28 protein-coding genes, 1 tRNA gene and 2 pseudogenes are annotated in these 26,655 nt (G+C 65.0%); 15 read left to right on the top strand and 16 right to left on the bottom strand.

Translation table 11 applies throughout. The features are described from left to right. The first annotated feature begins 12 nt into the window (after window positions 1-12). The 4 genes from AC1DER_RS16635 (at window position 13) to AC1DER_RS16650 (ending at window position 1,784) form a co-directional block, all read left to right on the top strand. Window positions 13-345, top strand: a complete 333-nt coding sequence (locus AC1DER_RS16635; protein WP_441815137.1) for an integration host factor subunit alpha — start codon at window positions 13-15, stop codon at window positions 343-345. Next, a complete protein-coding gene (locus tag AC1DER_RS16640; protein ID WP_158733140.1) occupies window positions 338-694 on the top strand; it encodes a MerR family transcriptional regulator in 357 nt (118 codons plus the stop codon). Before AC1DER_RS16635 ends, AC1DER_RS16640 begins: the two co-directional genes overlap by 8 nt. Before the next feature lie 100 nt (window positions 695-794). Next, window positions 795-871, top strand: a tRNA-Pro gene (locus AC1DER_RS16645). A 172-nt stretch (window positions 872-1,043) separates the two neighbouring features. After that, entirely contained in the window at window positions 1,044-1,784 is a 741-nt protein-coding gene (locus AC1DER_RS16650) for a class I SAM-dependent methyltransferase (protein ID WP_477246068.1), read from the top strand. Window positions 1,785-1,848: 64 nt separating this feature from the next. Here the strand turns inward: AC1DER_RS16650 and AC1DER_RS16655 are convergent, their stop codons facing one another. After that, window positions 1,849-2,691, bottom strand: coding sequence for a hypothetical protein (locus AC1DER_RS16655; RefSeq protein WP_477246070.1), 843 nt, complete (start codon window positions 2,689-2,691; stop codon window positions 1,849-1,851). A gap of 83 nt (window positions 2,692-2,774) precedes the next feature. Further along, window positions 2,775-3,041, bottom strand: coding sequence for a Shiga-like toxin beta subunit (locus tag AC1DER_RS16660; RefSeq protein WP_477246072.1), 267 nt, complete (start codon window positions 3,039-3,041; stop codon window positions 2,775-2,777). A gap of 289 nt (window positions 3,042-3,330) precedes the next feature. On the opposite strand from AC1DER_RS16660, the gene AC1DER_RS16665 reads away from it, so the two are divergent. Then, window positions 3,331-3,798, top strand: a complete 468-nt coding sequence (locus tag AC1DER_RS16665) for a cupin domain-containing protein (RefSeq protein ID WP_477246074.1) — start codon at window positions 3,331-3,333, stop codon at window positions 3,796-3,798. Between the two features lie 82 nt (window positions 3,799-3,880). After that, complete coding sequence (locus AC1DER_RS16670; protein ID WP_477246076.1) at window positions 3,881-4,876, top strand: TraB/GumN family protein; 996 nt, start codon at window positions 3,881-3,883, stop codon at window positions 4,874-4,876. Window positions 4,877-4,909: 33 nt separating this feature from the next. Here AC1DER_RS16670 and dxs read toward each other — a convergent pair whose 3' ends face one another. The 6 genes from dxs to AC1DER_RS16700 all read right to left on the bottom strand — a co-directional run bounded on the left by dxs (window position 4,910) and on the right by AC1DER_RS16700 (window position 12,526). Then, window positions 4,910-6,832, bottom strand: a complete 1,923-nt coding sequence (gene dxs, locus AC1DER_RS16675) for a 1-deoxy-D-xylulose-5-phosphate synthase (protein ID WP_477246078.1) — start codon at window positions 6,830-6,832, stop codon at window positions 4,910-4,912. Between the two features lie 123 nt (window positions 6,833-6,955). Continuing rightward, a complete protein-coding gene (locus tag AC1DER_RS16680) occupies window positions 6,956-8,050 on the bottom strand; it encodes a hypothetical protein (RefSeq protein ID WP_477358176.1) in 1,095 nt (364 codons plus the stop codon). A gap of 223 nt (window positions 8,051-8,273) precedes the next feature. Continuing rightward, window positions 8,274-8,936 carry an HNH endonuclease gene (locus tag AC1DER_RS16685; protein ID WP_441815129.1) on the bottom strand — a complete coding sequence of 221 codons (663 nt, stop codon included), beginning with the start codon at window positions 8,934-8,936 and terminating at the stop codon, window positions 8,274-8,276. A 105-nt stretch (window positions 8,937-9,041) separates the two neighbouring features. After that, the gene (locus AC1DER_RS16690) at window positions 9,042-10,826 is read right to left on the bottom strand and encodes an acyl-CoA dehydrogenase C-terminal domain-containing protein (RefSeq protein WP_477248042.1); all 1,785 of its coding nucleotides are present in this window, start codon (window positions 10,824-10,826) and stop codon (window positions 9,042-9,044) included. A 75-nt stretch (window positions 10,827-10,901) separates the two neighbouring features. Then, window positions 10,902-11,435: an LEA type 2 family protein gene (locus AC1DER_RS16695; RefSeq protein WP_441815127.1), complete on the bottom strand. Its 534-nt coding sequence runs from the start codon at window positions 11,433-11,435 to the stop codon at window positions 10,902-10,904. A 557-nt stretch (window positions 11,436-11,992) separates the two neighbouring features. Then, the gene (locus AC1DER_RS16700) at window positions 11,993-12,526 is read right to left on the bottom strand and encodes a hypothetical protein (protein ID WP_441815126.1); all 534 of its coding nucleotides are present in this window, start codon (window positions 12,524-12,526) and stop codon (window positions 11,993-11,995) included. A 158-nt stretch (window positions 12,527-12,684) separates the two neighbouring features. On the opposite strand from AC1DER_RS16700, the gene AC1DER_RS16705 reads away from it, so the two are divergent. The 4 genes and pseudogenes from AC1DER_RS16705 to AC1DER_RS16720 all read left to right on the top strand — a co-directional run bounded on the left by AC1DER_RS16705 (window position 12,685) and on the right by AC1DER_RS16720 (window position 17,863). Further along, window positions 12,685-15,168, top strand: coding sequence for a DEAD/DEAH box helicase (locus AC1DER_RS16705; RefSeq protein WP_477248044.1), 2,484 nt, complete (start codon window positions 12,685-12,687; stop codon window positions 15,166-15,168). 125 nt (window positions 15,169-15,293) lie between these two features. Further along, window positions 15,294-16,034 (top strand): annotated as a pseudogene (locus tag AC1DER_RS16710) (ribonuclease H-like domain-containing protein); the annotation flags it as partial. Window positions 16,035-16,133: 99 nt separating this feature from the next. Continuing rightward, window positions 16,134-16,913, top strand: a complete 780-nt coding sequence (locus AC1DER_RS16715) for a class I SAM-dependent methyltransferase (protein ID WP_477248046.1) — start codon at window positions 16,134-16,136, stop codon at window positions 16,911-16,913. Next, window positions 16,910-17,863: a class I SAM-dependent methyltransferase gene (locus tag AC1DER_RS16720; RefSeq protein WP_477248048.1), complete on the top strand. Its 954-nt coding sequence runs from the start codon at window positions 16,910-16,912 to the stop codon at window positions 17,861-17,863. Before AC1DER_RS16715 ends, AC1DER_RS16720 begins: the two co-directional genes overlap by 4 nt. Here the strand turns inward: AC1DER_RS16720 and AC1DER_RS16725 are convergent. The 4 genes from AC1DER_RS16725 to AC1DER_RS16740 form a co-directional block, all read right to left on the bottom strand. Continuing rightward, entirely contained in the window at window positions 17,843-19,447 is a 1,605-nt protein-coding gene (locus AC1DER_RS16725) for an FAD-dependent oxidoreductase (protein WP_477248050.1), read from the bottom strand. The two genes, AC1DER_RS16720 and AC1DER_RS16725, sit on opposite strands and share 21 nt — an antisense overlap. 318 nt (window positions 19,448-19,765) lie before the next feature. Next, window positions 19,766-20,308: an RNA 2'-phosphotransferase gene (locus AC1DER_RS16730; RefSeq protein ID WP_477248052.1), complete on the bottom strand. Its 543-nt coding sequence runs from the start codon at window positions 20,306-20,308 to the stop codon at window positions 19,766-19,768. 19 nt (window positions 20,309-20,327) lie between these two features. Continuing rightward, the gene (locus AC1DER_RS16735) at window positions 20,328-20,549 is read right to left on the bottom strand and encodes a YHYH domain-containing protein (protein ID WP_477358179.1); all 222 of its coding nucleotides are present in this window, start codon (window positions 20,547-20,549) and stop codon (window positions 20,328-20,330) included. 218 nt (window positions 20,550-20,767) lie between these two features. Continuing rightward, the gene (locus AC1DER_RS16740; RefSeq protein ID WP_477248056.1) at window positions 20,768-21,178 is read right to left on the bottom strand and encodes a hypothetical protein; all 411 of its coding nucleotides are present in this window, start codon (window positions 21,176-21,178) and stop codon (window positions 20,768-20,770) included. Between the two features lie 229 nt (window positions 21,179-21,407). Here AC1DER_RS16740 and AC1DER_RS16745 point away from each other — a divergent pair, with 229 nt between their 5' ends. The 5 genes from AC1DER_RS16745 to AC1DER_RS16765 all read left to right on the top strand — a co-directional run bounded on the left by AC1DER_RS16745 (window position 21,408) and on the right by AC1DER_RS16765 (window position 24,909). Next, entirely contained in the window at window positions 21,408-22,064 is a 657-nt protein-coding gene (locus AC1DER_RS16745; RefSeq protein ID WP_477248058.1) for a glutathione S-transferase family protein, read from the top strand. A 126-nt stretch (window positions 22,065-22,190) separates the two neighbouring features. After that, on the top strand, window positions 22,191-23,510 hold the full coding sequence (locus AC1DER_RS16750; RefSeq protein WP_477248060.1) for an acetamidase/formamidase family protein: 1,320 nt from the start codon (window positions 22,191-22,193) through the stop codon (window positions 23,508-23,510). A gap of 304 nt (window positions 23,511-23,814) precedes the next feature. Then, window positions 23,815-24,156: a type II toxin-antitoxin system RelE/ParE family toxin gene (locus AC1DER_RS16755; RefSeq protein WP_477248062.1), complete on the top strand. Its 342-nt coding sequence runs from the start codon at window positions 23,815-23,817 to the stop codon at window positions 24,154-24,156. After that, window positions 24,153-24,443, top strand: coding sequence for a helix-turn-helix domain-containing protein (locus AC1DER_RS16760; RefSeq protein ID WP_477248064.1), 291 nt, complete (start codon window positions 24,153-24,155; stop codon window positions 24,441-24,443). Before AC1DER_RS16755 ends, AC1DER_RS16760 begins: the two co-directional genes overlap by 4 nt. A 241-nt stretch (window positions 24,444-24,684) precedes the next feature. Next, complete coding sequence (locus tag AC1DER_RS16765) at window positions 24,685-24,909, top strand: hypothetical protein (RefSeq protein WP_477248065.1); 225 nt, start codon at window positions 24,685-24,687, stop codon at window positions 24,907-24,909. 22 nt (window positions 24,910-24,931) lie between these two features. Here AC1DER_RS16765 and AC1DER_RS16770 read toward each other — a convergent pair whose 3' ends face one another. The 4 genes and pseudogenes from AC1DER_RS16770 to AC1DER_RS16785 all read right to left on the bottom strand — a co-directional run. Then, window positions 24,932-25,273, bottom strand: coding sequence for a hypothetical protein (locus tag AC1DER_RS16770; protein WP_477248067.1), 342 nt, complete (start codon window positions 25,271-25,273; stop codon window positions 24,932-24,934). Window positions 25,274-25,317: 44 nt separating this feature from the next. Beyond that, window positions 25,318-25,980 carry an integrase domain-containing protein gene (locus AC1DER_RS16775; protein WP_477248069.1) on the bottom strand — a complete coding sequence of 221 codons (663 nt, stop codon included), beginning with the start codon at window positions 25,978-25,980 and terminating at the stop codon, window positions 25,318-25,320. After that, window positions 25,963-26,169 (bottom strand): annotated as a pseudogene (locus AC1DER_RS16780) (phage integrase N-terminal domain-containing protein); the annotation flags it as partial. The gene AC1DER_RS16775 and the pseudogene AC1DER_RS16780, both read right to left, overlap by 18 nt. Before the next feature lie 14 nt (window positions 26,170-26,183). Continuing rightward, window positions 26,184-26,655, bottom strand: a 472-nt coding sequence (locus AC1DER_RS16785) for a DDE-type integrase/transposase/recombinase (RefSeq protein WP_477358182.1), incomplete at its 5' end; no start/stop codon positions are given.

Below are 26,655 nucleotides of genomic sequence, written 5' to 3' on the forward strand. Positions count from 1 at the left end.
GACGAGAAAAAGATGGCACTGACCAAAGCTGAGATGGCCGAGCGCCTGTTCGACGAAGTCGGGCTGAACAAGCGCGAGGCCAAGGAATTTGTTGATTCCTTCTTCGACGCGCTGCGCGAGGCGCTGGAGCAGGGCCGCCAGGTGAAGCTGTCGGGTTTCGGCAATTTCGACCTGCGCCGCAAGAACCAGCGGCCGGGACGCAACCCGAAGACCGGCCAGGAGATTCCGATCTCCGCGCGCACGGTGGTGACGTTCCGACCGGGCCAGAAGCTCAAGGAACGCGTGGAAGCGTTCAGCGGCGTTGAACAGGCAGGTACGAAGCCGGCAGGAGTGAAGCATGCTTGATCCGGGCAGCAACCGTGAACTTCCGCCGATCCCGGCGAAACGCTACTTCACCATCGGTGAGGTCAGCGAGCTGTGCGACGTCAAGCCGCACGTGCTGCGCTACTGGGAAACCGAGTTCCCGATGCTCAATCCGGTCAAGCGCCGCGGCAACCGCCGTTACTACCAGCGCCATGAGGTGCTGATGGTCCGGCAGATCCGCGGCTTGCTGTACGAGCAGGGCTACACCATCGGCGGCGCCCGCCTGCGCCTGGAAGGCGAATCGGCCAAGGACGAGTCCGCGCTGAGCTCGCAGATCATCAAGCAGGTGCGGATGGAACTCGAAGAGGTCCTGACGCTGCTGCGCCGCTGACGCGGCAACTTGCAGGGTCGATGTCCGCACGGATGGCCGGACACGGTAACAAGCGGCTATACTTGCCGCCCGCCGCCAAGGCGGGGATCGCAACACACGTCGGGGCGTAGCGCAGCCTGGTAGCGCATCTGCCTGGGGGGCAGAGGGTCGTCGGTTCAAATCCGGCCGTCCCGACCACTAATTTGTTGCCGGGTGCATCGAGCAAGGCTCTGCACCCTATTGCCACGGTCGACGTTGGGGTCGACCATCCCACGCAACGGGTATCGGGTCGAGCGACCGGACGCCGCACGAACATTCAGTCCTATGCCGCTTGGCGCAGTGGCCCGATTGATGGGAAAGTTGGCAAACGATGAGCACTATCGACCACACCCACTCGCGCGCAGACAGCTTTCGACGGAGTTTCCAGGGCCGTCGACTCAATGACTATCGCGGCCTGCCCATCTATGCCGCGAAGGAACTGCATCCCGCGGCGCATCGTCTGCTGGAAGGATCCGTGCCGACAGGTGTCCGCATCCTCGACGTCGGGGCGGGCTCCGGGGCGCTGTCGCTGCGCCTGAACGATGCCGGCTACCAGATGACGGCGACCGACCTGCTGCGCGAAACGTTTCGCCCCGCGGACATTCCGTTCGTGCAGGCAGACCTCAACGAAGCATTCGCGGCACGGCTGCCCGGTCCATTCGACGCCATCGTTGCGCTGGAAATCATCGAGCACCTGGAAAACCCGCGTCATCTGCTGCGCCAGCTGCGCGGCTTGATGCCCAAAGGCGGTCAGCTGGTGCTGTCGACGCCGAACATCGCCAACCCGGTATCGCAATCGCTGTTCCTGCGTCGTGGCCAGCATCAGTGGTTCACCGATTCCGACTACCGCGAGCAAGGCCATATCACCCCGCTCAGTCCGTGGACACTCAGCCAGGCGCTGCGAGAGTCCGGTTTCGCCCTGCGCCACGAAGAGGGCGTTGGCAGCCCGTTCGCGCGTGCGCGCAAGCTGGGACTGCCGGTGCATCTGCTTTCGTATGTGCTGGCCATGATGAGTGGCCTGCCGCGCTCGCAGCGTGGGGAAGTCTGGCTGGTCCGGGCCGAAGCTGTCTGACGAGCCAACGAAGGAAGGCCCGGCATTGCCAGGCCTTCCTTGAGTCATCGATTGCGAAGCCACGCTATGGGGAGGGCTTCCTCACCACGAGGATGGAATACAGCAGCTTCTTGTCATAGAAGACCCGCCGCGTATCCATGAACTGGTGAGGCGCACAGGTGTTGTCGGCGACAGTGGTTGACCGCTTCTTGCGACTGCTCGGGTGTACCCCTTGGCACGTGAAGCTGATGGGCACCGCCGGCTGCGAACCATTGACGACGAGGCTCGAATAACCCCGCGGCGTGTCCACAGAGGTGTAGACCAGGTCGCTGCTGTGGTCTGAATCATGCGCTGGATCGTAGTCACCATTGCTTTGCCAGCGACCACTCCAGAACGCAACCGAGAACAGCGGCGATCCCTCCGATACTCCATAGCGCCTTAGCATCTGGCCATTGAGTACGGCATGGGAGAGGATCTGATCGTGCGCAAATCCGTTCCGGGCTACGAGCTCGTCCAGGCCCGTGTAGTCCCGGATGAGGCGATCCAACCGTTGCCGTCTGGTGGAGCCCGCGGGCGATGCATCCCGCGCGGCCTGCAGTGATGCGTCCACGTCGAAGAAGTTCGCATCGGGTCTGATCACATAGATATGCGTCACGAACTCTTCGTCGAATGGCTCTTCACTGTTTGGTCGAGCCAGAGATGCAGCGTGTTCGACGACAGACCTCAGGCTTGAGGTGGTGGATACGAAGTTGCTGCTGTGGTCCTCGATGGACTCTCCTTCAAAATGATGCGCCAGGTCATCGTCGGGTGTTCCTTCCCGCCATGGACGCATGCCGCCGGCCTCCTTGACCTGGGATAGCGTGCGGTCATCCGCCCGGTAAACCACCGTTACCGGGTTTACTGCCAACGAAACCATCGGAGAGGCCATTGCGACGAGCAGCAGGAGGCACCTTCCAAGATTGAGTCTCCCTGTCCTTCGTTGATCATTGGCCGTGAGTCGCATCGGTCCGGTCATTGGAACGTGACCTCGGCAAAGCCCCCGCCGAAGTGACACGCGGTCGTGTAGATGGTGATGACTGTGCCGGTGAGGTATGCGCCGAACAGATAGGGCTGAAGGGCTTGGCGATCGGTGTAGAGCTCTATTCCACTGACCGTGACCGTCATGCTGTTGTTGCTGTTGTACTTGACTGCGTCGATCTTGCCTTTCCTGCACTGCGGCGTTGCGGCCATGGCTATGAGCGGCAGGCACAGGATCAGGGTCGCGAGGATCTTCTTCATGCTTGGTCTCCAGTAAGGATTTGTGCGCATGTGGCGATCCCGGGAGTCAAGGGGCTGCGGCGCGTCGTGGTGCGGCTTGTCTTGCCAAGGGCGCCATTAGCCGGCCTCGATTCGAGACAGCGGCGGCGACCGTCGTCAACAGATCAGATTTGATGCATGAGTGTCGATCAGAAAAGTCTGAATCCAGCACTCCACCAAGGGCACAATCAGAGCGGTGGCGGAGTGATCGCGCTCCTTGGAAGTTCGCAGACGCGCAGACTTCTGCACCTTCTGCCAGTACGATGGGCCTATGGATGCGCGCGCCGAACATCTCATCAGTGACCTCCAACTGACACCGCATCCCGAAGGCGGCCACTTCCGCCGCATCTACGAATCTGCAATTACGGTGGTGTGTCTGGGTCGCGAGCGACCTGCGCTGACCGCAATCCACTTCCTCCTTGCCGCTGGCGAAGTCAGCCAGTGGCATCGCATCGACGCCGACGAAATCTGGCATTGGCAGCAAGGTGATGCGGTGGAACTCCTCGTCTTCGATCCTGTATCCGGCGCGATGGCTTCAACAGTGCTCGATCGAAGCGGGCAGGGCGCGCCAATGCACGTTGTGCCCGCGGGACACTGGCAGGCGGCGCGGCCGATGGGCGCGCACACGTTGGTCGCCTGCACTGTATCGCCCGGGTTTGTGTGGGAAGGGTTTGAGTTGCTGGGCGAGGGCAGTGAAGTGGCAATCGCCCTGGCCAAGGCCGGCGGCTTGCCGCTATAGCCCTCGCGCAGGCACGCTGGCCCTGAACTCGCCCGCTGCGCCGTGGTCCATTGCCGCGATGTCGGTCCCACCAGGAGTGGAAATGCGATCTGGCCTTGCCCCCGCAATGCTTGCGCTGTCTCTCACGCTTGCCGCGACACCCGCCGCTGCGCAGGAGCCGCTGCCCCCGATCCGCGACATGGAAACGCTCGTCGTCAGCGGCGTGCAGCCCGGGCCGGGCATGTGGAAGGTCAGCCGCGACGATCACATGCTGTACGTGCTCGGGACGCTTTCGCCGCTGCCAAAACGCATGGAGTGGGAGTCGCGTGACGTCGAGAACGTCATCGCCAGGGCACAGGAAGTCATCCAGGCGCCGAGCGTGCGCATCGATTCCAACATCGGCGTGTTCCAGAGGTTGCTGCTCGCCCCGAAGGCGCTGGGCGCGCGCAAGAACCCCAACGGCGAAAGCCTGCAGGAGGTCGTGCCGCCGGACATGTACGCGCGCTGGCAGGTGCTCAAGCACAAGTACATGGGCAACGACCGCAGCGTCGAGGGATGGCGGCCGATGCTGGCGGCGCTGGAGCTCTACAGCGATGCGATGGACGACGTCGGGCTCAAGCAGTACGGCATGGTGTCGCCGGTGGTCGAGAAGATGGCGCGCCGGCACAAGGTGCCGCTGACCACCACGACCGTGACGATCGTGATCGAGGATCCCAAGGTCGCGCTACAGGAATTTCGCGAGTCCAAGCTCGACGACGTCGACTGCTTCAGCAAGACCATGCAGCGGCTGGAGTCGGACCTGGGCGTGATGCGTGAGCGCGCCAACGCCTGGGCAGTCGGCGACATCGCGAGCCTGAAGGCCTTGCCCTACACCGACCAGAACGAGGTCTGCCTGAAGGCGGTGTCGCAGGCGGCGGTGCTGCGCAAGCGCACGGGCGACATCGAGGCGCAGGTGCGCGAGCGCTGGCTCGACGCCGCCGAGCTGGCGCTGAAGAACAACCAGGTCAGTCTGGCGGTGCTGCCGATGCGCGAGCTGCTCAAGCCCGACGGCTATATCGCGCAGTTGCGCGCCAGGGGCTATACGGTCGAAGAACCGTAGCTCGCGCTGCTGGCGGGCTACGGCAACATCCGGTCAGATCGCGGCGGTGCGCGGCGCCGCCGGTTGAGCCAGCTGCGGCCAGCGATGAAGCACCGCGCCACGGATGCCGGCGACGTCCAGGCCGGCCTCGGCAAGCAGCTGTTCGCGGCTGGCGTGGTGCTGGTACTCGTCGGGCAGGCCCAGATGCAGGATCGGCAGCGTGACGCCTTCAGCGGCCAGCAGCTCGGCCACGCCGGAGCCGGCGCCACCGGCGACCACGTTGTCCTCGAGCGTGACGAAGCCATCGTGGCTGCGTGCAAGCTCGAGCACCAGCGCGCGATCGAGCGGTTTGACGAAGCGCATGTTGACCACGGTGAGGCCGAGCTCCTCGGCGACCTTCTCTGCCGCCGGCACGATCGCACCGAAGGCAAGCAGGGCGACGCGCGAACCCTGGCGACGCAGCTCGGCCTTGCCGATCGGCAGCGTATCGAGCGTGGGCTGCACCGCCACGCCGGGGCCGGTGCCGCGCGGATAGCGCACCGCAGCCGGGCCATGGAAGTGATAGCCGGTGCTGAGCATCTGCCGGCACTCGTTCTCGTCCGACGGCGCCATCACCACCATGTTCGGCACGCAGCGCAGGTAGCTCAGGTCGAGGTTGCCGGCATGGGTGGCGCCGTCCGGGCCGACCACGCCGCCGCGGTCGAGCGCGAACAGCACGTCCAGGTTCTGGATGGCGACGTCGTGCACCAGCTGGTCGTAACCGCGTTGCAGGAACGTCGAGTAGATCGCCACCACCGGCTTGGCGCCTTCGCAGGCCATGCCGGCCGCCAGCGTCACCGCGTGCTGTTCGGCGATGGCGACGTCGAAGTAACGCTGCGGGTATTCCTTGCTGAAGCGCACCAGGCCGGAGCCTTCGCGCATCGCCGGGGTGATGCCCAGCAGTTTCGGTTCGGCCGCGGCCATGTCGCACAGCCACTCGCCGAACACGTCGGTGTAGGTGGGCTTTTTCGCACCCGGCTTGCTGACCAGACCGGTCGACGGATCGAACGGGCCGACTGCGTGGTAACCGATCTGGTCGCCTTCGGCCAGTTCGTAGCCCTTGCCCTTGGTGGTGATGATGTGGAGCAGTTGCGGACCCTTGAGGGTCTTGAGCGTCTTCATCGCGGCCAGCAGGGCGGGCAGGTCGTGGCCGTCGATCGGGCCGGTGTAGTGGAAGCCCATTTCCTCGAACAGCGTGGACGGCACGAACATGCCCTTCCAGTGTTCTTCCCAGCGCTTGACGAACTTCGCCGCCGGTTTGTTCTTGTCGCCGAGCAGGCGCTTGCCGCCTTCGCGGATGGCGTTGAGCGTGCGGCTGCCGGTGAGGCGGCCGAGCATCTGCGTCAGGCCACCGACGTTCTCGGAAATCGACATCTGGTTGTCATTGAGTATCACCAGCAGGTCAGGCTCGACAGAACCGGGCTCCACGCCCATGCCGCCGGCGTGGTTGAGCGCCTCGAAGGCCATGCCGGCAGTCATTGCGCCGTCGCCGATCACCGCCACGACCTTGCGCTCGTCGCCCATCTGCTGCAGCGCGATGGCCATGCCCAGTGCAGCCGAAATGCTGGTGGAGCTGTGGCCGACGCCGAAGGTGTCGTACTGGCTTTCCTCGCGCTTCGGGAACGGCGCCACGCCGTCCTTCTGCTTGACGGTATGGATGCTGTCGCGACGACCGGTGAGGATCTTGTGCGGGTAGGTCTGGTGGCCGACGTCCCACACCAGTCGGTCCACCGGCGTCTCGTAGAGCCAGTGCAATGCGACGGTGAGTTCGATCACGCCCAGGCCGGCGCCGAAGTGTCCGCCCACCAGCGCGACCTGTTCGATCAGGTAGGCGCGTAGCTCGTCGGCAATCGCCGGCAGTTCCTCTTCCGGGAACTGGCGCAGATCGGCCGGGACTTCGATCCGGGAAAGGCGGGGATAGCGCTGCGGGTCAATCATCACGACGTTATCAGACGGCAAGTTCGCCATTGTCCCGCCCCAGTGGAGGGCGGGCAAGGCGCACCGTTCAGTTTCCGTCGTGGTGGCGCGGCAAAGGGCCGGCAAACCGGTCCCGCAACAGCGTCAGCGGCCGCGCAGGCGCCCGAACAGGCCACTGCCGGACTTGCTGGCGTCGACCGTCTCCGGCTCGCGCTCGACCTCGGCAAAACCGGTGGCGAGGTTGGCGTTGATGAAGTCGGCCACTTCGGCCACCGACACGCCACTGGCCTCGGCAATCTCCGGGATCAGCGCCGGGCCCTTCATCATCACCGTGGCGATGCGGAAGTGCTTGGGGTAGTCGCGTTCGGTCTGCGGCCACTTGACCATCTGGAAGCGGCGCTGCGGGTCGTGCTCCGGCGCCAGGGCGCCCTTGCCGGCCAGCAGGTTGCCGAACCACACCAGGCGCGACAGCGGCATCGCCGCGCCCAGGCGCGCGCTCTCGCTGGCCCAGGTGGCGGCATCGACGGGGATGAAGTCCGCCGAGGAGAGCTTGCCTTCGAACAGCGGCGCCAACGGCTTCAGCGCGGCCGGGCCGTGGTAGCTGCGCTGCTCGATGTCGACCAGGACGACCTCGTCGCCGCGCACGCGCATGCGGCCCTTGAGGCGATCGTTGGCGAGCCAGTCGAGCAGGGTGTCGGCGCCGGACGGGGCCGCCTTGGCGGCCGCTGCCGGCGCAGCCACGGGGGCGGCCGGGGGCGGAGCTTCGACGACCGGTGCCGGTGCCGGTGCCGCTTGCGGCGCCGCCGCGGCGGGTGCAGGTGCGGGTGCGGGCGCAGCCACGGGGGCTGCCACCACAGGAGCGGGCGCCGGTGCCGGCGCCGGCGCCGCAGCCGGCGGAGCAACCGCTGCCGGGGCCTCGTCGAACGAGACGCCAGCCTGCATGCCGATCTCGCGCAGCAGCGCGGCCACGCTGTTGGAATCGAAGGGGTTGGCCAGGCGGAAGTCGGTCTGGCTGCGCTGCGACACGGTCAGCGCGATCACGCTCTTGCCGGCAGCGTGCAGTCGCAGCCAGCTCATCGGACCGTACATGCTGTCCATGTCGACGATGACATAGTCAGCCTGGGTGTCCGGCAGCATCTGCCAGCGCCCGCCGAGGCGACCGTTGGCAGCCTGGAAGGCCGCCTGCAGGGCGGTCTCCGTGGCCGGATCCATGCCCGTCAGACCTAGGGTCAGGCGCATCGTCGCTTCCGTTGAATTGCAATGGTTCGCGAGTGTTGCGGACACCTTCACGGTCGTCAACGCGCGCAACGCGTCGCAAGTGAGCGTTTTGTGTCAGGTGTGCATTTAAGTTGTCGGCGCGATCCCGGGAAAACCGCGATCTGCATCACGGTCCAGCGGTTCGATGGGGTCTGGTCCTGGGGGGAGGCACGCGTGCGTCGGCCCGGTCGCCCGGCACCGGAGTTCAGGCCTGCAGGCGCGCGTTCTTCGGTAACTGATTGCGCAGGAACGCCATCTGGTCGGCGAGGATGTTGCGGTTCGACAGGATCAGGTGCTCAACCCAGCTCGGCCGGTACGGCACGGCCAGCAGCGGCATGCTCGCCTGCTGCGGGGTCCGGTTGCCCTTGCGCGAGTTGCAGTGGAAGCAGGCAGCCACGACATTTTCCCAGATGTCGCGCCCGCCCTTCGACACCGGCATGACATGGTCGCGGGTCAGGTGCGGCCGGCTGAAGTCGTGGCCGCAGTACATGCACAGGTAACCGTCGCGCGCGAACAGCGCGGCGTTGGTCAGTGCCGGAGTCGGGTCGAGTGCGTGGGTGCGGGCGTGGCTGCGCGCGGCGACGATCGGATGCAGCTCGATGACGCTCTGCTCGCCGCTGATCCGGTTGATGCCGCCGTGCACCTGCAGGCAGGGATCTCCCAGGGTCCAGGCAACAGCGCCGCGAACGTAGAGGCAGGTTGCGTCCTGCCAGCTCATCCAGTCGAGGACCCGGCCATGCGCATCAAGGGAGAGCAGTCGAACCGCGTTGAGCCGGTCGAGTGCGGGGCGCGGAGCGAAGGAGGGAGTGTCCGGACCCAGGTTGGATCCAGTTCTGACCAGACGAAGCGTTGTTCTATCGGTCTCCATTTGGAAACCAGCTTATACGCCTTTGTTTACATTTTGTGTACCTGCCGGCGTGACTGCGGCTGAGGAAGCCCGCAGTCGAGGTTCGCTGTGAAGCGGCTGTCGACGTCAGGCGACGTCGACAGCCAGGTCGGGCAGGCCCGCCACGCCGCTGTCGATCGCGGCCGCATGGGACAGCGTGCGCGGCAGGATGCGGGCGAAGTAGAAATGCGCGGTGGCGCGCTTGTCGTCCTTGAATGCCTGCGACTGCGCCGATGCTTCGGCGGCGGCGACACTGCGCGCCCACCAGTAGGCCAGCACGACATAGCCCGAGTACATCAGGTAGTCGTAGGAAGCGGCACCGATCTCGTCGGGATTGCCGGCGGCGCGCTTGCCGACCTGCACGGTCAACTGCTGCCACTGCGCCGCCTTTTCACGCAGCGGCGCGATGAAGTCGGCCAGTGCGGCGTCATTGCCATGTGCGTCGCAGAACGCTGCCACCTGGCCCAGGAACACCTTCATTCCCGCGCCCTGCAGCTGCATGACCTTGCGGCCCAGCAGGTCGAGCGCCTGGATGCCGGTGGTGCCTTCGTACAGCGTGGTGATGCGGGCATCGCGGGCGAGCTGCTCCATGCCGTGCTCGGCGATGTAGCCGTGGCCGCCAAAGCACTGCAGGGCGTGGTAGGTGCATTCCACGCCCCATTCGGTCAGGCAGGCCTTGACGATCGGCGTGATGAAACCGACCAGTGCATCGGCCTGTTCGCGCTCGGAAGCGTCGGGTGCATGGTGGGCGACGTCGACCTGCAGCGCCGCGTCGTAACCCATGGCGCGGCCGCCTTCGACCAGCGCCTTGCAGGTCAGCAGCATGCGCCGCACGTCGGGATGGACGATGATCGGGTCGGCCGGCTTGTTCGGGTATTTCGGACCCGATGCCGCGCGCATCTGCAGGCGCTCGCGCGAATAGCGCAGGGCGTTCTGAAGGGCGCGGTCGGACAGGCCCAGGCCTTGCAGGCCGACGGCGAGGCGGGCGGTGTTCATCATGGTAAACATCGCCATCAGGCCCTTGTTCGGCTGACCGATCAGGTAACCCTGGGCGCCGTCGAAATTCAGCACGCAGGTGGCCGAGGCGTGGATGCCCATCTTGTGTTCGAGGCTGCCGCAGCGCACGGCATTGGCGTCGCCGAGGTTGCCGTCGCGATCGACGCGGCGCTTGGGCACGACGAACAGCGAAATGCCCTTGCTCCCGGCCGGTGCATCGGGAAGGCGCGCCAGCACCAGGTGGACGATGTTGTCGGTGAAGTCGTGCTCGCCGGCGGTGATGAAGATCTTGGTGCCGGTGATCGCGTAGCTGCCGTCGGCCAGCGGTTCGGCGCGCGTGCGCAGCAGGCCCAGATCGGTGCCGCAGTGCGGCTCGGTCAGGCACATGGTGCCGGTCCAGCGGCCTTCGACAAGCGGCTTGAGGAACGCTTCCTGCTGCCACGCTTCGCCGTGGTGCAGCAGCGCTTCGGTGGCGCCGTGCGAGAGCAGCGGGAAGTTGCCCCAGGCCAGGTTGGCCGCGTCGATCATTTCCTTCAGCGGCACGCCGGCCGCATGCGGCATGCCCTGGCCGCCGAACTCGGCCGGCGAGGTCAGGCCCGACCAGCCGCCGTCGACGAACTGCGCATAGGCCTGCTTGAAGCCCGGCGGCGTGGTGACCTGGCCGGTGGCCTGGTCGAGCTTGCAGCCTTCACGGTCACCGACGCCGTTGAGCGGCGCCAGCACGGTCTCGGTGAAACGCGCGGCCTCGTCGAGCACCGCGTCGAGCACGTCGCGGGTGGCATCGGTGAAGCCCATGCGCTGGAACTGGGCTTCGGCGCCGAGCACGTCGAACAGGACGAAGCGCATGTCGGCAAGGGGGGCGTTGTAACTGCTCATCGGAAATCTCGTCAGTGGGGGCGAAGGTGATCCGGTCGCAGGCAACGGCTTGCCGGCATCACCGCAATGAAAGGATCAGCGCAGCACGCCGGGCAGGCCGGGGGCGGGGCTCAGCGCACTGGAGCGCTCGACCTCGAAGTCGCGCGGCTTGCCCTCGTCGGGCGTGGCATTGATATGGCCGCTGAGTGCATACGCGAGGCTGCGGCCGCCGGCGAGGGCATCGGCGGCGGCGAGCTTGGCCGCGGCCTGGGGCGCCACCGTAACGGTGATCACGTCGGCCGACTCCGGTCCGATCGACAACCCGGGCTGCGCGCGCAGGTTGCCGGCCACGGTGTCTGCAACCTTCAGCGTGAGGTCGATGGAGTCGAAGCGCATCGGGATGCTGCTGAAGTTTTCGATGCGCAGCTCGGCCGACCAGCTGCCGTCGGCGCGGACGGTCAGTTGCTGGATGCGGGCGGAGGGCTCGGAGACGCGGCGGACGGGGCCGCTGGAACAGCCGGCCAGTACCAGCGCCGCCAGCAGCGACAGCAACAAGGCAAGACCGCTCCAGCGCGAGAGACCACTCCAACGCGCCAGACCACTCCAGCACCCGGTTGCCTCGTTTTTCATGCCGCCGCTCCACCTTGATGGGACGGCGAGCATACTACGGCGCACGGCGGCGGCTGGAGGTGGCGGCTGCAGGAAAAGCGGGTCGCCAGGGACCAGGTGGTGGCCAGTTGCCTTGTCAGCTCGTGGCGGGCGCCACGGCCTGGGCGATCAGGGCAAGGGCGGCCACAGCGGCCCAGACGGCCAGGTAACGCAGCACGGCGCGGCGCGCTCGCGCGCTTCTCGATTGGCGCGTCGCGCCAGCCGGTATACGGATCCTGGCAAGCGCACGCTCGCTCACGTTTGTCGTAGCCATAGGGGGAACACGTTTCCTTGGGTACGGCGATGGCGAGAGATTGTGTACCAGAGAAGCTGAAGGAACCCCGGCCCAGCTAATCACCTGCTCAAGGTGACGGTCATCTTTCCATTGCTGAGCGGCGTCCGTGCTATCGCATAAACCGGGCTGCCGGGGCGTGTCCAGAATCGCGCCTGAACCTGGAGCAATGCCATCGGGTTAAGGCGTGAGGGTGGGTAGGGTTTTTCTGACAATGCCTACGCCACATGACCGGCATGTGTCCGCGTCAGCGTCGTCTCGGCGCGACCGTGCGCCGCTTTGCCAACTCGCTGAGCGTGCGCAGCAGCCCCATCTCGCTGGACAGGGCCAGGTCGTAGACCAGCTCACCTTCGATGCGGGCGTCGCGCCGCCAGACGCGGGCATGGCCGCCCAGGGCCAGGTCGGAGGCCATCACCAGGGTCCGGTAGCGCGCGCTGCGCAGGGCCGACTCGTGGGCGCGCCAGTGCTCTTCGACGAAGTCGCCGCGACCCTGCAGGATCGCCCGCGCCGGACTGCCCGGCATGTCCTCGCCGTGGGCCAGCGCCGGCGATACCGCCAGCAGCAGATGGGCGGTGTCGTGGGCGAGGCTGGCGCGCTCCTCGGCGGTGTAGCTCTGGTCGCGCCGCAGCAGGCCGTCGGCGCGTTGCTGGCAGGCGGCGAACAGCTGCGACAGGGGCCGGTCGAGGTAGGGATTGGACCCGGCGAAGGGGGCGGGTCGCGGCCGGACAGCGGCGGTTCGCCCTTCCAGGTGGCCGTGCAGGACATGGTGGGGGTGGGTCATGGCGGCAGCCTCTACGTCCGCCGTCTCAGGGATCAAGACGCGAACAGATCGAACCTACGCCTCCGGTTGATAGCGCTGCGTCAAAAAACGGGGACCGGCCGTCGCAACGAATGAGACGGCCGTGACGTCCACTCGCGGCAGCCCAGCAGGAGAACACGATGGCACCGCCGTCCCATGCGCTCGCTTTGAACCGTGACACCGACGAACGCAGCATCGCGTTGAGCGAAGACGGCCGCCCTGCCGCCGACAGTGGCCTGCTTGCCCAGGCACTGTCGCGGCGCTATGCCGGCCGCATCACCGGCAGCTTCACCCTTCCCGGCAGTGACGGACGCTACGCGCCGTTGCCGCCGGACCTGCCGCCGGCGCTGGCGCGGGCCCTGCACGCACGCGGGATCGAACGCCTCTACAGCCACCAGGCGCAGGCCTGGGACGCCGCGCAGCGCGGCGACAACGTCGCCATCGTCACCCCGACCGCGTCGGGCAAGTCGTTGTGCTACACGCTGCCGGTAGTGGCTGCCGCGATGAATTCGCGGGCCAAGGCGCTGTACCTGTTTCCGACCAAGGCATTGGCGCAGGACCAGGTGGCCGAGTTGCTGGAGCTCAACCGCGCCGGCGATCTCGGCGTCAAGGCATTCACCTTCGATGGCGATACGCCGGGCGATGCGCGCCAGGCGATCCGCCTGCACGGCGACATCGTCGTGTCGAACCCGGACATGCTGCACCAGGCGATCCTGCCGCACCACACCAAGTGGGCGCAGTTCTTCGAGAACCTGCGCTATGTGGTGATCGACGAAGTGCATACCTATCGCGGCGTGTTCGGCAGCCATGTCACCAACGTGCTGCGCCGGCTCAAGCGCATCTGCGCGTTCTACGGCGCGCGGCCGCAGTTCATCGTGTGCTCGGCGACCATCGGCAACCCGCAGGCGCACGCCGAAGCGTTGATCGAGGATCGCGTGCAGGCGATCACGGAGTCCGGCGCACCCACCGGCGACAAGCACGTATTGCTGTGGAATCCGCCCGTCGTGAATGCCGACCTTGGCCTGCGTGCGTCGGCGCGGTCGCAGAGCAACCGCATCGCCCGCATCGCGATCAAGTCGGGGCTGAAGACGCTGGTGTTCGCGCAATCGCGGTTGATGGTCGAGGTGCTCACCAAGTACCTCAAGGACGTGTTCGACCACGATCCGCGCAAGCCGCCACGCATCCGCGCCTACCGCGGCGGCTACCTGCCCAGCGAGCGGCGCGACGCCGAGCGCGCAATGCGCGATGGTCGCATCGACGGCATCATCTCGACCTCCGCGCTCGAGCTCGGCGTCGACATCGGCAGCCTCGACGTGGTGGTGCTCAACGGCTATCCCGGCACCGTCGCCGCGACCTGGCAGCGCTTCGGCCGTGCCGGCCGGCGCCAGCAACCGAGCCTGGGGATCCTGGTCGCGAACTCGCAACCGCTGGACCAGTACATGGTGCGGCATCCGGACTTCTTCGCCGACAGCCCGCCCGAGCACGCGCGCACCGCACCGGACCAGCCGCTGATCCTGTTCGACCACATCCGCTGCGCGGCCTTCGAGCTGCCGTTCCATGTGCGCGAGATGTTCGGGCCGATCGAACCGGAGGTGTACCTGGAGGCGCTGGCCGAATCGGCCGTCGTCCATCGCGAAGGCGAGCGCTGGGAATGGATCGCCGACAGCTACCCGGCCAACGCGGTGTCGCTGCGCTCGGTCGCCGATGGCAACTTCGTCGTGGTCGACCGCACCGAGGGCCGGCAGACGATCATTGCCGAAGTCGACTACTCCGCCGCGGCGCTGACGCTGTACGAAGGCGCGATCCACATGGTGCAGTCCACGCCATACCAGGTCGAACGCCTTGACTGGGAAGGACGCAAGGCCTACGTGCAGCGCACACACGTGGACTACTACACCGATTCGATCGACTACACCAGGCTGAAGGTGCTTGAGCGTTTCGACGGCTGCGCCGCGGGGCAGGGCGATGCCAGCCACGGTGAAGTGCACGTGGTGCGCCGCGTGTCGGGCTACAAGAAGATCCGCTACTACACGCACGAGAACATCGGCTACGGGCCGGTCAACCTGCCCGACCAGGAACTGCACACCACCTCGGTGTGGTGGCAGTTGCCGCAGGCGACGCTGCTGGCCTGGTTCGCCAGCAAGCAGGACGCGCTCGATGGCTTCCTTGGCGCCGCGTACGCGTTGCACATCGTTGCCACCGTGGCGGTGATGGCGGATGCGCGCGATCTGCAGAAGGCGGTGGGCAACGGCGATGGCGCCTGGTTCGCCAGCAGCGACCAGGGCGGGCGCGGCACGCTGCGCGGCGTAGAGGGCGCGAGCATCGAGCTGGCGGACGTGCAGCAGTTCGTGCCGACCGTCTACCTGTACGACAACTTCCCCGGTGGCGTTGGCCTGAGCGAACCGCTGTGGCGGCGCCAGGAGGAGCTGGTCATCCGCGCGATGGAACTGGTCGAGCGCTGCGACTGCCGCAGCGGTTGCCCTGCCTGCGTCGGCCCGATCCTGGCGGCCAGCGAGGAGGGCGAGGGCACCACGCCGAAGGCGCTGGCGCGACGCGTGCTGTCGCTGTTGATCGATGCGCGCGAGTTGGAGTCCGACGGCGCGGGCGAGGTGGCGCGCGCATGACGGTCACCCTGGAAAAGCTGCGCGCGCTGCGGCGCCAGGCGGGCGAACCGACAGGCCAGCATGGAGCAGGCGAGCGCGTGTTGCCGCAGGGATTGTTCGCCGCCCCGCGCTCGGGCGCGGGGCGGCCGGATCCCGCCGTCCAGCTCGATGCACTGCGGCAAATGCTGGGCGTCCGCCAGCGTCACCTGCCGGCTGCGGTCGCCTCGCGCGACCGCAGCGTGCCCGGCATCGAGATCGAGCCTGGCCTGTTCCTGGCCGAATCGACGCGGCCAATGCACGCGCCGCCTTCGATGCCATTGACGTTCGCCAAGCGTGAAGACGCGGTGGATACCGATGCGCTGCTGTTCTTCGACACCGAAACCACAGGCCTGGCCGGCGGCACCGGCACGCGCGCCTTCATGATCGGCGCCGCCGACTGGAACGGCGGGACGCTGCGCATCCGCCAGTTGACCATCACCACGCTCGCCGCCGAGCCGGCGATGTTGCGCACCTTCGCCCAATGGCTGTCACCGCGCACCGTGCTGTGCAGCTACAACGGCCGTTGCTACGACGCCCCGTTGCTGAAGACGCGCTACCGCCTGGCGCGGATGGGCGATCCGATCAGTGCACTCGATCATGTCGACCTGCTGTTCCCGACCCGGCGCCGTTACCGCGGCGTCTGGGAGAACTGCCGGCTGGCCACCATCGAACGCGAGGCCCTGCGCATCGTCCGCGAAGACGACCTGCCGGGCTCGGAAGCGCCGGCGGCCTGGCTGTCTTTCCTGCGTGGCGGCTCCTCGGCCAACTTGCGCCGGGTGGCGGAACACAACCTGCAGGATGTGGTGACCCTCGGGCGGCTGTTCGTCCATCTTGCCGAGGCGGCGTGACTGGCTTGTTACGGGGGCATGCCTGATCCATTGGGGCGGTTGCCTTTGCGCGGCGCTCGGCACACGATTGGCCCAAACCCCGTATCCAGGAGGCAGGCCTTGAACGACGAGACGCGCGGCAATGCGATGGTGTCCACGGTGGGCAGCGAAGACCAGCACAAGGTCGCTCCCCTGATGCAGTGCTCGCCGGAAGACGTGGAGCGCTGGAACGCGGAATGGCTGCAGTATCTGAGCCGGGAGTGGCAGCTGCAGTTCACGCCCTACACGCAGATTCCCGGCAAGCCCCCATTGCCGCAAGACCCGATGGACCTGCTCGATCTTTCACTCGGGTCCGGTTGGAGCCTGGCACTGTATTGCGATGCCGATGCACTCGAAGGCAAGCGCGTGGTCGAGCTTGGATGTGGCTGCGGCAATCTGGGCAAGCAACTGGGTCGCTACGTGCAGTCCTACCTGGGCGTGGATTTCAGCACGATGGCGCTGCAGATCGCCAGGCTGGTATCTCCCCCCAATTGCACCTACGTCCACGTTGGCGATGCAGACGGCCTGGCGCCCCACAGGGGCCAGATCGACACCGCGATCGGCCGATATTTCTGGATCCACCAGAACTTCGAACTCGCTCGCCAGAACCTTGCGTTCCTGGAGAGCCTCGTCCGGCCCGGAGGGCGGCTGTACGCCGACTTCTTCTGGCCCGACGAAGATGCCGAGCATTTCGTCGTGCTGAAGCCGGATGATCCGCTGTCCAAGACTTATCCGTCAGCGATGTTCCAGTATTCTTCCGAGGATGTGCGCCGGCTGCTGGAAGGGCTGCCCTTCCGGGTCATCAGCGAGGCGGTTTCGAAGAGAATGGAAAGGCGCTACGTGATTCTGGAGCGGTTGTGAGCGAATTGAGTACCCCGGAAGCAATCTGGGCCGAAGCGGTCCGTCGCAAGATGGGCCTTCCGCCCGGGGCAGCCTTCGAAGATATGGAAGAGCCCAGGCGTACCTGGGCGATCTACATGCTGGACGCAGTCGAGCGTGGGCGCGGTGTGATCGGCGCCCTGCGCTCGCACGGATGGAAAGAAGGCATCCGCTTTGCCGACGCAGGATGCGCTTATGGCGGCTACCTGGTGGCGGCTGCCGAAGCCGGGGCGACCGAAGTGGTCGGCATCGACGTGGATGCGGACTACCTCCGGCTCGGCAGGGAACTGCTGGATGCCTATGGCGTCCCGGGGCATCTCGAACTGGGCAGTGTGGACGATCCGGCCTTGCTCGCCAGGTTGCCCGGATCCGGCTTTGATGTGGTGACCTGCACGGACGTCCTCGAGCACGTCGCGGACCCGGCGATCACGCTTTACATGCTGTCGCGCTACATTGCGCCAGGCGGCCGGGTCTACATCACGATTCCGAATTACCGTTGCCCCGCTTGGGTCAAATCGGACCCGCACTTCCAGATCGCAGGCATCACCCTGCTGCCTCCGGACCAGGCGCGTGAAACGGCTTACGCGATCCACCCGTGGCTCCCGCGTTACAGCGTGGGCGAGTACCACAAGCTCGAGTGGTACCGCCAGCGCTTGTCCGAACTTGGAATGCAGACCTGGCTGCTCAACGCCCCGCCAGGTACGTGGCTGGAAGTGGCGGGTCGCTTGCGCCAGGAGGCGATCGAAATCCGACGCGAGATCAATCGCGAAACAGATCCACGCTTGCCAGCCGCCTTGGCCAGCGCGATCCGCGACGCGGTAGGCGAGTGGGCGGAACAGTTGCTTGCAGACATCGATCCAAAGGATCCGGATACGCATCAGCTCGATGAGTACGGCGTGCAGACCTGGGAACTATTGGCCGTCCGGGGCTAGTGGTCGCCAGTCCAGCACCGCGCGCTGGGCGCGCAGCTTCCGGGCCAGGACCGCGCCATCGATATCCTGCACGGCCCGTCTCGAATCGATCGCCATGGCTGCGGCCACGCCCGCCGCATGGCCGAGGATCATGTATTGGGGCTCCATGCGAAGCGTTGAATACGCGACATGGCTGGCCGAGAAAGCGACGGGAACCAGCAGGTTGGTGGCGTGGGCCCGCTTTGGAAGCAGCATGCGATAGGGGATTTCATACGGTTGCACCGCAACCTGCATGTCCCCCTCATTCTGGACGAAGCCGTGATCGTCGACGAACCGCTGGACGTTGTGTGAGTCGCTGTTGTACGAGCCCATTCCGATCGAGTCGGGTTTCGTCAGCGCTGTCTGGATGTCCTTCTGCGACATCACATACTCACCAATCATCCTGCGCGCTTCGCGGATGTAGAGCTGTTGCGGCCAATGGCCCGTTTTCACGAATTCGTCCTTGCACAGGCCCCAGCTCTGCATCTCCTTGCGCAGTGGCATGGGCACTTGCGAACTGGCCATCAGGAAGTAGATCAGCCCTTGCTGGTAGTCCTTGTGCGCCTGCCAGATCCTGGCGCGCGTTGCATAGCTCGCCTCGGGATAGTTCCAGCTGCCTCCGACGTAATCGGTGGAGAATGCGCCGTTGTTGTTTATGTCGGCTTTGCCGTTCGCAATGGGGACAATGCTCAGGACTTCACCGACGGTCAGCGGCCGCCCCAGTTTGTTTTCCATTGCCGGTAGCAACAGCGCCAGCAAAGCGTAGCGGGATGATATGTAGCTGGCCGGCCTGGTCAGCGGAGCCATATTCGACCTGACCTGGGTCATGCAGAGCCGGAAGTTGTATGCCTGCACCTTCCGGTCGCCTGAGCCCGGCGCCGCGCGCTGACCTGGCTGGATCTCAGGCTGCAGGTTCCTGTCGGCGTCAAAGCCGGGGATGTTCACATCGAACTGATGCTTGGGCGTGCGTTCGCGCACGCCTCCCAGGGTCTCACCGTACTGTGTGCTGGGCTCGCGTCCCCAGGTGTAGCTGACGTTTGCCTGGGCCATCAGGTCGCCCTCGTAACTTGCGTCGACGAACACCGCTCCCTTGAACGGGCCTCCTTCCTCTGTCGTGATTGCATCGATGCGCGTTCCGCTCATCGATACGCCCGCGTTCTCACGCAGTCGTTGACGGTGCAGCACGGTTACGCCGGCCTCCCTGGCCATCTCGTCGAAGATGGCTTCGGCAACGTGCGATTCGACGTTCCATTGGATGGGTGTGCCGTAGTGCTTTGCGGCGCGCTCGAAGAACTCGCGCGAAATACCTCCCACGACTGCCTCGACTCCGATGTCTGTCGCGCCCAACCCGGCGGAGACCATGCCTCCCAACTGATCGCCAGGTTCAAGCAGCAGGACCTTCTTGCCCTCACGCGCGGCAGCAACGGCGGTGGCGACGCCGGCGGCGGTGCCTGCGTAGACGACGACATCGAATGTTCCGCTCTGGTGGGAGGACCGCGATGCAGGTTGAAGACCGCAGGTAGCGAGTCCCAGGAGTAGAAGTCCGATCCCGACCATGCCGCGCATGCTTCCCGTTGGCAGTCGCGCGTTTCCTGGCATGGCAAATCGAGTCTCTTGAATCTGAGAAGGCAGCGGCATGAAGCCGGCCGAGCGGCCTTGAAAACGGCAGCTCCAAGATGTCGATGATGGAATTCGTACGCAGGTCGGTCGATGTTTCGACCCGTCGTCCCCTTTGCAGTGGCGGGGCGGAATGATGTTCCGTTCCGGGCAAGCCAAGGATCAGCCGGGGCGGGTCGAGATCAACGCGGCTCAACTGCGCGGACATGTCCCACGCAGATGGCAATTCACGCGGCGGAACCCGAAGGATCCGGCGCGGCTTCGTTGTCAGGTCAGGATGAAAACCGACGGCACCGGGCCGGTCAACCACACGCCGTTGTCGGCCAGGTAGAACTCGTGGCCCTGCTGGTGCATGCGCCTGGACTCGATCGTCAGCACCACCGGGGTCCCATGGCGTTGCCCGACCTGCGCCGCGGTGGCGATGTCCTCGGACAAATGGACGTGATGGCGCATGCCAGGACGCAGGCCCTCTGCGCGAATCGCCTCGAGAAAGCGCGTGGCGGTGCCATGGAAGAGCCGCTCCGGCGGTAGTACGGGTTCGCGCTGGATGCCGACGGTATCGGTCGAGTGCCCCTGCACCGCGCGGATGCGCCGCCCGTCGCTGGACAAGGCGAACCGCTGCTTCTCGTTGCCGTCCACCACCGCGCGGATCACGCGCACGTCGAGCGGATGCCCGGCCTTGTGCGCGCTGGCGATCAGGTCGTCGATGTCGGCCCAGCCTTCGCGGTCGAGCGTCAGGCCGATGGCGCCGGGCGCGTGGCGCAACACGTAACTGAGGTATCGGCTGGTGTCGGTAAGTCTTCTGCGCATGTTTCCACTGCTATTCGAATTAGGTTGGCTCAACGGCCGTCATGCGGCTCGCAGCCGACATCAGACACAGCTGCCCGCCGTCCGATGGCGCTTGCGCGGCCGGACCTCGATGGCAGTGGTAGTGGCCGTTCTTGCGGTCGGTATGGCGGCCGTTCTTGTCGAGGCCACCGCCGTGCGCGAGCGCGGTTTGCCAGCCCGACGCTGTTGCCAGCGCGAGCAAGGCGAAAACGAGAGGTCGCATACAGTCCCCCAACTGTAATGTGACGACAGTTCGAATCTAGCAGCCCGGCGCGATGCGCTGGGAGCCTGCGATCCGAGAAAAAGTCGCGGTCGCTCGTGCGTTCCGCTATTCAGCTAACGGCGGGTGATACGGCGCATCGAAAAAAGCAAAGACCCTGCGAGGTCCAGCCCTGCAGGGTCCGTGCTCCACCTGGCACGGGAAGGCGCGCGAACTTCCGCTCAGTCGTAACCCCAGACCTTGAGGTCGGCCGTCTGCGCATTGCCCAGGATCTTGTACTGGACCGTGACCGACTTCAGCCGCGCCTTCAGGCCCGGTGCGTTGTTCGGTGCGGTCTGGCCACCGGACTTGAGCGTGCCGACATTGGACAGCTTGTCGTCGGGGCGGTTGTCCCAATGCAGCACGACGGACGAGATCTGCACATCGGCGCCGTCGACAGACAACTTGACCTGCTTGACGTCCTTCTCCCAGCGACCGCCGGAGCTCTTGATTTCCACGCTCGGGTCGGCGGCCTTGATCGTCTGCTGGCCGAGAATGAACCACTCGTCGGCAGCGATGGCGCTGCTCATACCGATGATGCCGGCGGCGGCCACCACGGCGGACGCCACTAGAAAGCGGAACTGCGTCTTCATTGACGTTTCCTCGTTGTTCCCCGGTTGGTCCCTGGATTCTTCGCCCGCACCGAAAAGCGCAGTGGCAGCGAGGCGCAACGCGCAGGCTATCGGCCGGTGCGTTACCGGGGGGTCAAGGATGGGGGTGTGTAATCGGCAATAATTCCAGCCACCCATCGCGTCGCTGAGGGATACCCCCAAGCGATCGCGCTCACGCACCATGATGCCGTGCAATCCCTGGAGGCTTCCCGTGACCCCAACCATCACCGCCTTTGCACGCTCACCCGATCGCGGCAGGGGACTGGCGCGCGACACCCGCGTTCGCTGGGCGCTGGAAGAAGTGGGGCAGCCCTACGAGGTCCGTCTTGTCTCGTTCGAGCAGATGAAGGAGCCGGCGCATCTCGCGCTGCATCCGTTCGGGCAGATTCCGACCTATGAGGAAGGCGAGCTGGCCCTGTTCGAGACCGGGTCGATCGTGCTCCATATCGCGCAGCGCCACGCCGGCCTGCTGCCAGACGACGCGAATGCACGGGCACGCGCGATCACGTGGATGTTTGCTGCGGTCAACACGATGGAGCCGCCGATCCTCGAGCGCGAAACCGCCAGGCTGCTTGAGCGTGACAAGGCGTGGACCGAAGAGCGGATGCCGGGAGTCGAGGATCGTATTCGCAACCGGCTTGGCCAGTTGTCCAGATGGCTGGGCGATGCCGAGTGGCTCGATGGGGAGTTCAGCGCGGGCGACCTGATGATGGTGGCGGTGCTGATGCGGTTCAAAGCGTCGTCGGAAATGCTGGAGGAGTTTCCGAACGTGTCTGCCTATGTGGCTCGTGGCCAGGCGCGGCCGGCGTACAAGCGGGCGTTTGAGGCGCAGTTGGCGGTCTTCACGGGAATGGCGCCCGCGGGTTAGATGCGTTCCATGCTTGTCCGTGTACATTACGTTTGACACTGCGGCCGCCAAGTTGCCGGCGCATAGACTGCGCCCTGCGCCTAGTCGGCATTCGAAGATCCCCCCACCGTGCCCAATTCCTGGAAGTTGTCTTCGCTGCTGCTTGTGGCACTGCCCCTGAACGTATTTGCCGCCGATCAATGGATCATGGCCACCGATCTCTGGGGCAACAGGAACTACCAGACCCTCACCCTGGATGTGCAGGGGAAGCGTGTCGAAGGAAAGCTCGACGGAGACCCGGTCAAAGGCACGCTGGTCGGCAAGCAGTTGCAGTTCACGGCGACCGACAGCCAGGGGCAGACCTATCATTTCGACGGCCGCCTGGATGGAACGCGCATGCAGGGGCAGAGCGACCAGCCCGACACCAACAACCGCGATGCGCGTGCCAGCCACGCTTTCAGCGCTTGGCGAGTGCCCGCGCAATCCGCGGATGCACCCAGGTTGCATGCGTTCGTACCGAAGGACTACTCCAATACCTTCAGCGCAGACCGTGCGCCGGTCCTGCTAATCCGGCCGGGAGACTCGGTGCAGACCAGGACACTGGACTCCGGTGGCGTGGACGAAAAGGGCATCACCCGGGCGCTGTTCGGAAATCCCCAGGTCGGGCCGTTCTTCGTGGTCGGCGCCGAGCCCGGCGACACCCTGGCGGTGACGATCACTTCGTTGAAGCTCAATCGCGACTATGCCGACAGCCTGGACGGTGTGGTGGGTCGATTGAAGACGCCGCGCGTCGCCGCTGAATCCTCGTCGCTCGGCAAGCCGGTGCGATGGCAGCTGGATCGTGTGAAGGGCATGGCTCGTCCGCAGGGCGCGACTGGCGCGCTGAAGAATTTCGAAATCGAGGTGAAGCCGATGCTGGGCGGTCTGGCCGTATCGCCCGGCTTCGGCTATCCGCCGTTCTCCACCGGCGACACCGAAGACTTCGGCGGCAACATGGACTTCAACGCAATTGTCGAAGGCAACACCGTGTACCTGCCAGTGCAGCAGCCGGGCGCACTGTTGTACCTGGGCGACGGCCATGCCCTGCAGGGCGACGGAGAAACGACCCAATGGGCCCTGGAGACTTCGTTGGACGTGGTGGTGCGGGTCGAGCTGCTGAAGAAGCGTTCGATCGCCACCCCGCGCGTTGAATCGCCCACGCAGATCATGACACTGGGGCAGGGCGGGTCCAGCGACGACGCGCTGCGATATGCGACGTCGGGCATGTTGCAGTGGTTGCGCCAGGATTACGGCCTGGATCTGTCCGAGGCGACCCAGGTGCTGGGTGTCGCGGTGCAGTATCAGGTTGCCAATCTTGCTGGCCGGAGCGTTGGCGTTGCGGCGAAGGTGGACAAGGCGGTGTTGAAGCGGTTGGTGCCGGCGTCTTCAGCGGCGACTGCAGCTGGTGGAGCTGGCGGGGGCAATTGAGGATTCGCGCGTTGGAGTAGGGCGAGCCATCGGGCTCTCCCTCGGTGCTCGCTTGCACCTGGAGCCTGTTCCAAAACAAAAAGCCCAGCAAAGCCTGAGGGCAGGTCACCCCCAAATGCCAAGCTTTTTGGCATTCAGGATGAGCCGTTCTGGCTGCCCTATACCTTATGGTTTTATTTAAGCTATTGATTTATAAAGGGGTTGATGCGCGGCGTTCAACTTGGGGGTTGACTTAATCAACCCTCCGGTTGCGCCGGGCGCAACTGATGGGTAAAGTGTACCAAAATTAGTACACAGGAAGTGCATGACTCCGGTCTTGGATGTCCGTTTTTATGCGACTGCTTCGGGAAGAGAACCGGTCCGCGAATGGCTGAAGGATGTGATCTCAGAGAAGGCGAGAAAGGCCGTCGGTGCTGATATTAAGACGGTCCAGTTGGGCTGGCCTCTGGGGATGCCGTTAGTTAGGAAAATGGAAGGTGGTTTGTGGGAAGTGCGCGTCAGTATTCCAGAAGGAATTGCTCGAGTGCTTTTCACTGTTGTAGGTGCAGAAATGGTGCTGTTGCACAGCTTCGTTAAGAAGAGCGACAAGACCCCAAGCGAAGATCTAGAGATAGCGCGCAAGCGCAGAGATGAGGTAAGGCCATGAACAAGAACAAGCATATTGGATCCAGCTTCGATGACTTCCTGGCCGAAGAGGGCCTGTTGGAAGAGGCGAATGCAGTCGCCGCGAAGCGTGTCATTGCTTGGCAGATTAGCGAGGCAATGAAGACCAATGGAATCAGCAAGCAGGTCCTCGCACAGCGGATGCATACCAGCCGCTCTCAACTTGACCGTGTTCTCGATGAGAACGACACAGGGCTGACGCTAGAAACCCTTAGTAACGCGGCTTCCGCGCTGGGCTACAGGGTCAAGATCGATCTAGTGGCCGCCTAGCGAATTCCCGTTCCATATGGGCGCACAAGAAGGCCGGCAATGCCGGCCTTCGATGTGTTCTAACGCTACGAACGTTTGCCGTAGACCCTTCTAACGTATTGCCCCTCCCATCGCCGTGCCCCAAGTCGATCGAGGTCTTGGCGGCGACTCGGTCAATCCCAAGCGATTAAAGCCCCGCCCCAGGTCAGCCGATATCGCGGTAAGCCAATTCCCCCGCGTCGGCATGTCGAAAGATCTCCCCGTGACCATCTACGCCGGCTTCCTACTGGTCGGCTTGCTCGGAATTGCCACTCTCACTTCAATGGCTATGGGAGTGCCGAACAGTTCAGACGCCTGCGTGGTGGAGGCAATTGAGGGGGCGCATAGCGAAAAGGAGTTTCGCGAAGCCATCGAGGAGAACAGGTGTTGCGACAAGGAAGCCAAGGCGGAGGCGGGCGAAGCCGTAATGCGGGCGCTGTTCGACTAGCCCCGCGGGCGCGGCGATCACATTACCGCTGAGACTCGATCTCTTCTTCGATGACCTGCCGGATGCCATCTTCGGTCAGCTCGGTGATGCCCCGGCGCCTGATGACGATGCGCTCGGCCCGCTTGCTCGTAGCCAGGTCGTAGAGCCACGCGCTGAGGAGTCCGACTTCGACATCTTTCGAGATGTCGATGACGAATTGCAGGACGGTCGGAATGTCGAGGGCCTTACGTTCGAGCGCCCCCTGAAACTGGAGCCTCGCCCCTCCGGGGACTTCGGCCGTCGCACCTGCAGCGAGCGACTTGCTTCCAACAATTTGAATCGCCAGACCACGGTCGAAGGTCTCGATGTCGAGGGGGATGCGCATTTTGTCTCCGGTGCTAGGCGCCCTTCAGGCCGCCACTCGATGTTCTAGAACGGATGCCGCTTGTCTTCTAGGACATCTGCGCGACGTGCGTAGACCTGGCGCACATAGCGCCCCCGGCCGTCTCCGTGCCCTAAGTCGATCGAGGTGAGCGCCTCAGCTTCGTGCCGGCTAAACGCTTCTTCCTCGTAAAGGTCGATCATGTCGCACGCATAGGCATACCGCAGTGCGTGAGCCTGCAGGCCTAACGGCTCCGTGACGTGCCGGTGCACAGTGTTCCGATACCAGTTCATGGCGGCCTTCAGCCTCGGCTTGCCCACGATCCTTCCCCCACGCTTGGCGGCGACTGCCAACGCTTCTCGAACGGCCTCCAACGCCTTCTCCAAGTCCGGAGCACGCGACTCTCGCCGCCGGCCACCCTTCGTCCCATGCAGCACCCTGACGCGCTCGCCCGCCTCCACCTGACGTTCCCATGTCGCCAAGCTCGGTCCAGCTTGTACAGACTCCGCGCCACGAAGACCCAATGTCCGCTGGAGTTTGAAGAGCGCTACCAGCCCCTGATCGATGCAGGCGGCAATCTCGAGGGCTGCCTCGTACTCCTCCTCGGTTGCCGCGACCTTGGTTCCATCTCGGGAGCTACCGCTGATGCCCAGCGCCTCGTTGCTGATGGTCGGCGAGTCTGCCGCCTGGGAGCGGCCCACGGCACGCATGGCCCCTCGGATGTGAGAGGCCTCCTTCTGGAGGGTGCGCACCTCCTTTCCCTCGGTTTTCCTGGCCTCGAAGTAGAGCGCGATGTGCTTCTCCTTGAGGCCTTCCACGTCGGCTACCTGATAGCCCCGGTCATGGAGGAGAGCGAACAGGCGCCCCATCGTCCCCATCCTGGCCTGCTTGGTGAGATGTGCCCCTCCGGGTTCTACCCCGTTTCCACGGACGGTTGGGTTAAGAGTCTATAGGCCTGATCCTTGGCATCGAGTCGTCGCTGGATGATTGGGTTGTGGAAGCGCTCGATGTAGTCGAACACGTCGGCCCGCGCTTCGGCCAACGTCAGGTAGCGACGCCGGTGCACCCGCTCGCGCTTGAGCTTGCCGAAGAAGCCATCGGCCGCCGCGTTGTCGCCACAGTGGCCCACGTCGCTCATGCTGCTGACGATGTGCTGGTCCTTCAGAAACTGCTGGTACTCGGCACAGGTGAACTGGGTGCCGCGATCGGAATGCAGGATCACCGGTGTGCGGTCGATGCGTTGCCAGCTGGCCATCATCACCGCCTTCAGGACCAACTGTCGGTCCTGCACCGGCGACATCGACCAGCCCACGACCTTGCCCGAGTACAGGTCCAGCAATGCACACAGGTACAACCAGGCCTCGCCGGTGCGGATGTAGGTGATG

This window comes from Lysobacter sp. 05T417 (assembly GCF_056396405.1).

What these genes read in the sequence shown, in the direction of transcription:
- AC1DER_RS16760 (WP_477248064.1), top strand. Translation starts at nt 24,153, where the DNA reads ATGAACAAGAACAAGCATATTGGATCCAGCTTCGATGACTTCCTGGCC.
- AC1DER_RS16730 (WP_477248052.1), bottom strand. Translation starts at nt 20,308, where the DNA reads ATGCGCAGAAGACTTACCGACACCAGCCGATACCTCAGTTACGTGTTG.
- AC1DER_RS16755 (WP_477248062.1), top strand. Translation starts at nt 23,815, where the DNA reads ATGACTCCGGTCTTGGATGTCCGTTTTTATGCGACTGCTTCGGGAAGA.
- AC1DER_RS16680 (WP_477358176.1), bottom strand. Translation starts at nt 8,050, where the DNA reads ATGCGCCTGACCCTAGGTCTGACGGGCATGGATCCGGCCACGGAGACC.
- AC1DER_RS16700 (WP_441815126.1), bottom strand. Translation starts at nt 12,526, where the DNA reads ATGACCCACCCCCACCATGTCCTGCACGGCCACCTGGAAGGGCGAACC.
- AC1DER_RS16725 (WP_477248050.1), bottom strand. Translation starts at nt 19,447, where the DNA reads ATGCGCGGCATGGTCGGGATCGGACTTCTACTCCTGGGACTCGCTACC.
- AC1DER_RS16650 (WP_477246068.1), top strand. Translation starts at nt 1,044, where the DNA reads ATGAGCACTATCGACCACACCCACTCGCGCGCAGACAGCTTTCGACGG.
- AC1DER_RS16640 (WP_158733140.1), top strand. Translation starts at nt 338, where the DNA reads ATGCTTGATCCGGGCAGCAACCGTGAACTTCCGCCGATCCCGGCGAAA.
- AC1DER_RS16670 (WP_477246076.1), top strand. Translation starts at nt 3,881, where the DNA reads ATGCGATCTGGCCTTGCCCCCGCAATGCTTGCGCTGTCTCTCACGCTT.
- AC1DER_RS16770 (WP_477248067.1), bottom strand. Translation starts at nt 25,273, where the DNA reads ATGCGCATCCCCCTCGACATCGAGACCTTCGACCGTGGTCTGGCGATT.
- AC1DER_RS16690 (WP_477248042.1), bottom strand. Translation starts at nt 10,826, where the DNA reads ATGAGCAGTTACAACGCCCCCCTTGCCGACATGCGCTTCGTCCTGTTC.
- AC1DER_RS16705 (WP_477248044.1), top strand. Translation starts at nt 12,685, where the DNA reads ATGGCACCGCCGTCCCATGCGCTCGCTTTGAACCGTGACACCGACGAA.
- AC1DER_RS16655 (WP_477246070.1), bottom strand. Translation starts at nt 2,691, where the DNA reads ATGGCCTCTCCGATGGTTTCGTTGGCAGTAAACCCGGTAACGGTGGTT.
- AC1DER_RS16635 (WP_441815137.1), top strand. Translation starts at nt 13, where the DNA reads ATGGCACTGACCAAAGCTGAGATGGCCGAGCGCCTGTTCGACGAAGTC.
- AC1DER_RS16735 (WP_477358179.1), bottom strand. Translation starts at nt 20,549, where the DNA reads ATGCGACCTCTCGTTTTCGCCTTGCTCGCGCTGGCAACAGCGTCGGGC.
- AC1DER_RS16685 (WP_441815129.1), bottom strand. Translation starts at nt 8,936, where the DNA reads ATGGAGACCGATAGAACAACGCTTCGTCTGGTCAGAACTGGATCCAAC.
- AC1DER_RS16660 (WP_477246072.1), bottom strand. Translation starts at nt 3,041, where the DNA reads ATGAAGAAGATCCTCGCGACCCTGATCCTGTGCCTGCCGCTCATAGCC.
- dxs (WP_477246078.1), bottom strand. Translation starts at nt 6,832, where the DNA reads ATGATTGACCCGCAGCGCTATCCCCGCCTTTCCCGGATCGAAGTCCCG.
- AC1DER_RS16695 (WP_441815127.1), bottom strand. Translation starts at nt 11,435, where the DNA reads ATGAAAAACGAGGCAACCGGGTGCTGGAGTGGTCTGGCGCGTTGGAGT.
- AC1DER_RS16665 (WP_477246074.1), top strand. Translation starts at nt 3,331, where the DNA reads ATGGATGCGCGCGCCGAACATCTCATCAGTGACCTCCAACTGACACCG.
- AC1DER_RS16775 (WP_477248069.1), bottom strand. Translation starts at nt 25,980, where the DNA reads ATGCGTGCCGTGGGCCGCTCCCAGGCGGCAGACTCGCCGACCATCAGC.
- AC1DER_RS16740 (WP_477248056.1), bottom strand. Translation starts at nt 21,178, where the DNA reads ATGAAGACGCAGTTCCGCTTTCTAGTGGCGTCCGCCGTGGTGGCCGCC.